This is a genomic window from uncultured Methylibium sp. (assembly GCF_902826655.1).
GTDB lineage: Bacteria > Pseudomonadota > Gammaproteobacteria > Burkholderiales > Burkholderiaceae_C > Methylibium.
Genome location: NZ_CADEFR010000104.1, coordinates 1 through 6,661, shown reverse-complemented (window position 1 = coordinate 6,661; position 6,661 = coordinate 1). Strand labels below are relative to the sequence as shown.

Sequence of the window (6,661 nt, the reverse complement as noted above, 5' to 3'; positions counted from 1 at the left end):
TGGAAGCAGGGCATGCAGAACGGCTACCAGGACGTCGGCTCGTGGACCTTCTTCGCCAACCACGACGCCAACAAGACGGCCGCGGCCTGGCTCTACGCGCAGTTCATCACCGCCAAGAGCACCAGCCTGAAGAAGACCATCGTCGGCCTCACGCCGATCCGCGAGAGCGACATCCAGAGCAAGGCGATGACCGACCTGGCGCCCAAGCTCGGCGGGCTGGTCGAGTTCTATCGCAGCCCGGCGCGCGTCGCGTGGACACCCACCGGCACCAACGTGCCCGACTACCCCAAGCTCGCGCAGCTGTGGTGGAAGAACGTGGCCCAGGCGGTGACCGGCGAGAAGACGCCGCAGGCCGCGATGGACACGCTGGCCGACGAGATGGACGCGGTGATGGCGCGGCTCGAACGCGCCGGCATGGCCAAGTGTCCGCCCAAGCTCAACCCCAAGGGCGACCCGGCGAAGTACCTGACCGACGCCGGCGCACCCTGGAAGAAGCTCGCCAACGAGAAGCCCAAGGGCGAGACGATCGCCTACGACAAGCTGCTGGGCGCGTGGAAGGAAGGCCGCGTGCGCTGAACGCGAGCGTCGGTCCCTGACCGCTGAAGGGCGTGCCCCAGGGCACGCCCTTCTTCGCTTCTGCGCATCCTTCGCCCGAGGCGCCCTCGGGTTCTCGCTTCGTGCGATAACCTGGGAATGAAGCCTCTCGCCGAGTTTCCGATCACCCGCAAGTGGCCCGCGCGCCACCCCGACCGCCTGCAGCTCTACTCGCTGCCCACGCCCAACGGCGTCAAGGTCTCGATCATGCTGGAGGAGACGGGCCTGCCCTACGAGGCGCACCGCGTCGCCTTCGACAGCGACGACCAGCTGTCGCCGGAATTCCTGTCGCTCAACCCGAACAACAAGATCCCCGCGATCATCGATCCGAACGGGCCGGGCGGCCGTCCGCTGCCGCTGTGGGAGTCGGGCGCGATCCTGCTCTACCTGGCCGGGAAGACCGGCCGGCTGCTGCCCGAGGACGTGGCGGCGCGCTACGAGACCCTGCAGTGGCTGATGTTCCAGATGGGCGGCGTCGGCCCGATGTTCGGCCAGGTCGGCTTCTTCCACCGCTTCGCCGGCAAGGCCTACGAGGACAAGCGCCCGCGCGACCGCTACGTGGCCGAGTCGCGCCGGCTGCTGGCCGTGCTGGAAGGGCGGCTCGCCGGCCGCGCCTGGATCATGGGCGAGGCCTACACGATCGCCGACATCGCGACCTGGCCCTGGGTGCGCAACCTGGTCGGCTTCTACGAGGCCGGCGACCTGGTCGGCTTCGCGGACTTCCCGAACGTGGCGCGGGTGCTGGCGGCCTTCGTCGCGCGGCCGGCGGTCGTGCGCGGGCTCGGCATCCCGGCGGCGGCCTAGGCGGCCTGCACCGGCACGGCGCGCAGGGTCGCCACGCCGCTGACCCGGTTGCGGCCGTCGCACTTGGCTTCGTACAGCGCCTTGTCGGCGGCCGCCACCAGGCGCGCCGTTTCGCCGCGGTGCGCCGCGCTGGCCGTACCGATGCTGACCGTCACCACGCGATAGGGGCTGTCGGGGTTCTCGATGCCCAGGCTCTCGACCGCGGCGCGCAGCCGCTCGGCCACGACCAGGGCGCCGGCCGCGTCCGCGTCGTGCAGCAGGGCGATGAACTCCTCGCCGCCGTAGCGCGCCAGCACGTCGTCCGGGCGCACCAGTGCGGCCTGCAGCACGCGCGCCACCTCGCGCAGGCAGGCGTCGCCCGCCGGGTGGCCGTAGCGGTCGTTCAGCGACTTGAAGTGATCGATGTCGATCATCAGCACCGACAGCGGATGGTGGGCGCGCCGCTCGACGTGCCAGTGCCCGGCCAGCGCCTGGTCGAGATAGTGGCGGTTGGGGATGCCGGTCAGCGCGTCGGTCCAGGCGATGGCCTGCAGTTCGGTGCGTTCGCGCTGGAGCTGGTCGCCGCGCTCGATGTGGCCGGCCTGCGCGAAGCTGTTGCGCAGGCCGTAGCCCAGCACCGCGATCAGCACGCCGGCCACGCCGTGCGCATAGTCGACCCGGATCAGGAACAGCGACACGATCAGCAGCACGCCGGCCAGCAGCATCGGGCTGCCGGCGCGGACGACATCCGCCATCCCGGGGCGCGCCGAGCGCTCGACCGCGTCGGTCGACGGTCCGGCCAGCGCCAGGGCCGACAGCAGCGCGAAGCCCAGCGTGATGACGGTGCTGGCCTCGGGTCCGTAGGCCGGGTCGCCGGCCAGGAAATGGTTGTTGCCGAAGATCAGCGCCAGGTAGAGCACGGCATAGGCACTGATCGACCGGAACAGCCTGCGCTCGGCAGGCTCGTCGGCGGCGTACCAGCGCACCAGGGCCCCGGCGACGATGAACAGGTTCTGGGCATCTTCCAGCCAGACCATGGTGGCGATGCTGTCCGCATCCGGCGTGCCGCGGACCATCAGCATGGCCCAGGTCAGCAGGAAGTAGCCGTAGCCCAGCGCCGCGGCCACCATCGCGTCGAGCGCGCGCGCCATCGGCTGCGCGCCGGCCCGCCAGTCGCTGGCCAGCACGAAGGCGATCGGCACCGCCGACAGATTGAAGGCCAGCGTGCTCCAGGGGTACATCTCGTAGGCGCGGCCGACCACCAGCTCCTGCCACAGGTTGCCGAAGGCGCCGCCCGCCCAGATCAGCAGCGACAGCGCCAGCGCCGCCCAGCCGGTGCGCGCCGGCCCGGCCTCGGCGCGGGCGCGCCAGGCGCAGGCCAGCGCCGCGAGCAGCGGCGCAGCCACCATGATCACGTGGGCGCCCGGCGCGCGCAGCGCAGGCAGCAGGAGGAGGAAGGCGCTTTCCAGCAGCAGGAAGGCGACGGGCAGCAGGATCGAGGTCGGCATCGGTCGGCGCATCGCCGACCCGGATGGGCGGCGCGCGTGCGCGAGGCTACACGCCAAATGCCCCGTCCATGCTGACGGCCCCGCAGGCCGGCGGGGCGGCCGTGACGCGTGTCACTGGCTCACGTGGATCAGCTCGCGCACCCGCGGATAGATCTGCTGCTGCCAGCGCCGGCCGCTGAAGACGCCGTAGTGACCGACGCCCAGCTGCACGTGGTGGGTCTTGCGGAACGGCGCCAGGCCGCTGCACAGGTCGTGGGCGGCGACGGTCTGGCCGATGGCGCAGATGTCGTCGCGCTCGCCCTCGACGGTGAAGAGCGCGGTGCGCCGGATCGCCCGGGGCCGGACCGGGCGGCCGCGCACCGTGAGCTCGCCCTTCGCCAGGGCGTAGTCCTGGAACACGAGCTTCACGGTCTCGAGATAGAACTCGGCCGGCAGGTCGTTGACCGCGAAGTACTCGTCGTAGAAGGCCCAGGTGGCGGCGGCCTTCTCGGTCTCGCCGGCCACGATGTGGGCATGCAGGTCGGCGAAGGCCTTTTTGTGGCGCTCGGGGTTCATGCTCATGAAGGCCGTCAGCTGCAGGAAGCCCGGGTAGACGCGCCGGCCGGCGCCGGCAAAGCGCGCCGGCACGCCGTGCACGAGGTGGGTGTCGAACCACTCGATCGGCTTGCTGTTGGCCAGCTCGTTGACGGCCGTCGGGTTGACGCGGGTGTCCACCGGCCCGGCCATCAGCGTCATGCTGGCGGGCTGGGCCGGGTCGTCGTCCTCGGCCATCAGCGCCACCGCGGCCAGCGCCGGCACGCAGGGCTGGCAGATGCCCAGCAGGTGGCTGCCCGGGCCCATGACCTGCAGGAAGCGGATCAGGTGCTCGATGTAGTCGTCCAGGCCGAAGGGACCGTCGGACAGCGGCACGTGGCGGGCGTTGTGCCAGTCGGTGATGTAGACGTCGTGGTCGGCCAGCATCGTGCGGACCGTGTCGCGCAGCAGCGTCGCGAAGTGACCCGACAGCGGCGCGGCGATCAGCACCCGGGGCTGGTCGGCCGGCGCGCCGTCGCGCACGAAGCGCAGCAGGGTCGCGAAGGGGGTGCGGTGCACCACCTCTTCGTGCACCGGCAGGTCCTGCTCGCCGACGCGCACCGTGGTGATGCCGAACTCGGGGCGGTGGTGGGTCAGCCGCGCCCGGGCGAAGACCTCCCAGGTGGCGGCCAGCTTGCGCGTCGTCGGCAGCTGGGCCAGGCCGGCCCAGCCGTGGTTCAGCCAGGACGCGGCATTGCGTGCCGCCGTCTGCAGGGGCGCGAGAAGATCTGCCTGAGCCTGGTAGGCCTCGTACATCATGGGTCGCCCTCGAGCCGCGCCGAAGGGCGCGATCGACGGGTGCAGCAGGCAAGTTGCGCGCCATCGGCCGCGGTGCACCGTGCTGGCACAGCGATTGCGGTGTCCGCCTGCACTTCCGCGAGACCCGGACCATGGCCAAGGCGACGCTCACCCTCAGCAGCAAGAACTACTCGTCCTGGTCGCTGCGCGGCTGGCTGCTGGCGCGCTTCGCCGGGCTGGACTTCGAGGAGAAGATCCTGCCGCCCGACGATCCCGGCGTGCGCGCCGAGATCCTGCTGCTGGCGCCGTCGATCCTGGTGCCCTGCCTGACCCACGACAAGGTCAAGGTCTGGGACACGCTGGCGATCGCCGAGTACCTGCACGAGATCAAGCCCAAAGCCGGGCTGCTGCCGGCCGACCGCGCGGCGCGCGCGCATTGCCGCGCCGTCTGCGGCGAGATGCACTCGGGCTTCACCTCGCTGCGCTCGGCGCTGCCGATGAACCTGAAGGGCCACTTTCCCGGCTACAAGGTCTGGAGCCGGGCGCAGACGGACATCGAGCGCGTCATCGAGATCTGGACCGACTGCCTCGGGCGCTACGGCGGCCCCTGGCTCTTCGGCGAGCGCAGCATGGCCGACGCGATGTACGCGCCGGTGGTCACGCGCTTCAAGACCTACGACGTGCGCATGAGCGACAAGCGCCTGATCGAGTACTGCCTGCGCGCCATGGCCATGCCCGAGATGCAGGAGTGGATCAGCGCGGCCCGCCAGGAGCCGGAGCAGGTCGACGAGCTCGAGGTGGAGTTCTGAGTCAGAGCCAGGCCTTGGGCTCGGGCATCGGGCAGACCGGCTCGACGTCGATGGTCTTGAAGTCGGCCGGGCCGACGATCTCGAGGTACTCCATGTCCGGCGAGTAGTCGAACAGGTAGTGCTGGACCCCTGGCCGCTGATGCACGCAGTCGCCGGCCGAGACCAGCGTCTCCTGGTCCTCGTACATGAACCTGGCCCAGCCGCGCAGCATGATCACGATGTGGAAGTCCGCCTCGTGGCGGTGCCAGCCGGTGCCTTTCTCCGGTGCGTTGTGCGCGATGACGAGCTGCGCCAGCACCTTGCCGTTGGTGGCCTCGGCGACACCGAGATCGCGGTAGAGGAAGAAGTCGCGCAGGCCGTCGCTGCGGAAGCTCGTGTCGGTCGGCTTGACGTGCGAAAACTTCGTGGCGGTGCGGTCGAGCATGGCGGGCCCCTGCGAGGTTTCGATGGCGTGCTGCCATGCACAAAACGTTCCCGTCGCCGGGCCGGGCGGGGACCTCAGCCGCGCAGCACCTCGAGCACCCGGTCCAGCCCGCCGGCCTCGATGCCGAGCATCGCGCGCTCGCGCACCGCCGGCTTGGCGTGGTAGGCGACGCTGAGGCCTGCCTCGCCCATCATCGGCAGGTCGTTGGCGCCGTCGCCGACGGCGATGGCCTGGCGCGGCGCGATGCCCAGCCGATCGCAGGTCTGCAGCAGCATGCGGCGCTTCTCGGCGCCGTCGCAGATGTCGCCCCAGGGCTGGTCGACGAGGCGGCCGTCCAGGCGATCGCCGTCGACGCCCAGCACGTTGCTGCGCGTGTAGTCCAGGCCCAGCCGGTCGCGGATGCGGTCGGTGAAGAAGGTGAAGCCGCCGGACACCAGCAAGGTCTTCAGGCCCGCGGCCTGGCAGGCGCGGACCAGCGTCTCGGCGCCGGGGTTGAGATGCAGCCGTCGTTCGTAGACCTCGTGCAGCGCGGTCAGCGGCACGCCCTTCAGCAGCGCGACGCGCTGGCGCAGGCTGTCCTTGTAGTCGGCGATCTCGCCGCGCATCGCGGCCTCGGTGATCGCCGCGACCTCGGCCTTGCGTCCGGCGGCATCGGCGATCTCGTCGACGCACTCGATGTCGATCAGCGTCGAGTCCATGTCGAAGGCGATCAGCCGGAAGTCGGCCAGCTTCAGCGGCGGCGCGAAGCCGCGGACGAAGAGGCCGGGGGCGAACTCGGGGGGCGTCGTGCTCATGGGGTGGTCGGTGCGGGCGTGCCGAGCGAGCGCAGCACGTCGCGGATGAACTGGGCGCGGTCCTTGGGATCGGGCAGCGCCTTCTCGATGCGCAGCTTGTCGTTGCCGGCCAGCTTGATGTGGCGGTTCTTCTGCACCAGCTCGATGATGCGCATCGCGTCGATCGGCGCCTTGGGCCGGAAGGCGAGGCTCATGGCCTGCGGGCCGGCATCGATCTTCTGCACGCCGTAGGGCCTGGCCTGCACGCGCAGGCGGTGCAGGTCGAACAGGGTCTGGGCCTGCGGCGGCAGCTTGCCGAAGCGGTCGACGATCTCCTCGAGCATCGCGTCGATGCGGTCGAGCTTGTCGGCCGTGGCCAGGCGCTTGTACAGCGAGAGCCGCACGTGCACGTCGCCGCAGTAGGCGTCGGGCAGCAGGGCGGGGGCGTGCAGGTTGATC

Annotated in this window: 7 protein-coding genes and 1 pseudogene; 3 read left to right on the top strand and 5 right to left on the bottom strand. The window is 70.8% G+C overall.

The genetic code is table 11. The features are described from left to right. Positions 1-576, top strand: a pseudogene (locus QZV97_RS20085) (carbohydrate ABC transporter substrate-binding protein); the annotation flags it as partial. A 117-nt stretch (positions 577-693) separates the two neighbouring features. Then, the gene (locus tag QZV97_RS20080; RefSeq protein WP_295647043.1) at positions 694-1,398 is read left to right on the top strand and encodes a glutathione S-transferase N-terminal domain-containing protein; all 705 of its coding nucleotides are present in this window, start codon (positions 694-696) and stop codon (positions 1,396-1,398) included. Here QZV97_RS20080 and QZV97_RS20075 read toward each other — a convergent pair. Then, complete coding sequence (locus tag QZV97_RS20075) at positions 1,395-2,885, bottom strand: GGDEF domain-containing protein (RefSeq protein WP_295647040.1); 1,491 nt, start codon at positions 2,883-2,885, stop codon at positions 1,395-1,397. The two genes, QZV97_RS20080 and QZV97_RS20075, sit on opposite strands and share 4 nt — an antisense overlap. Positions 2,886-2,996: 111 nt before the next feature. Further along, positions 2,997-4,217, bottom strand: coding sequence for a polyhydroxyalkanoate depolymerase (gene phaZ, locus QZV97_RS20070; protein ID WP_295647037.1), 1,221 nt, complete (start codon positions 4,215-4,217; stop codon positions 2,997-2,999). 131 nt (positions 4,218-4,348) lie between these two features. Between phaZ and QZV97_RS20065 the strand changes: the two genes are divergently transcribed. After that, positions 4,349-5,005, top strand: coding sequence for a glutathione S-transferase family protein (locus QZV97_RS20065; RefSeq protein WP_295647034.1), 657 nt, complete (start codon positions 4,349-4,351; stop codon positions 5,003-5,005). Position 5,006: 1 nt separating this feature from the next. Here QZV97_RS20065 and QZV97_RS20060 read toward each other — a convergent pair whose 3' ends face one another. From QZV97_RS20060 to QZV97_RS20050, 3 genes are all read right to left on the bottom strand, one after another. After that, positions 5,007-5,429 (bottom strand): cupin domain-containing protein, encoded by a 423-nt coding sequence (locus QZV97_RS20060; protein WP_295647031.1) that lies wholly within the window; start codon positions 5,427-5,429, stop codon positions 5,007-5,009. 74 nt (positions 5,430-5,503) lie between these two features. After that, positions 5,504-6,223 (bottom strand): phosphoserine phosphatase SerB, encoded by a 720-nt coding sequence (serB, locus tag QZV97_RS20055; protein WP_295647028.1) that lies wholly within the window; start codon positions 6,221-6,223, stop codon positions 5,504-5,506. Next, positions 6,220-6,661 (bottom strand): TRCF domain-containing protein (locus QZV97_RS20050; RefSeq protein WP_366558925.1); only part of this gene is annotated, 442 nt, incomplete at its 5' end. The genes serB and QZV97_RS20050, both read right to left, overlap by 4 nt.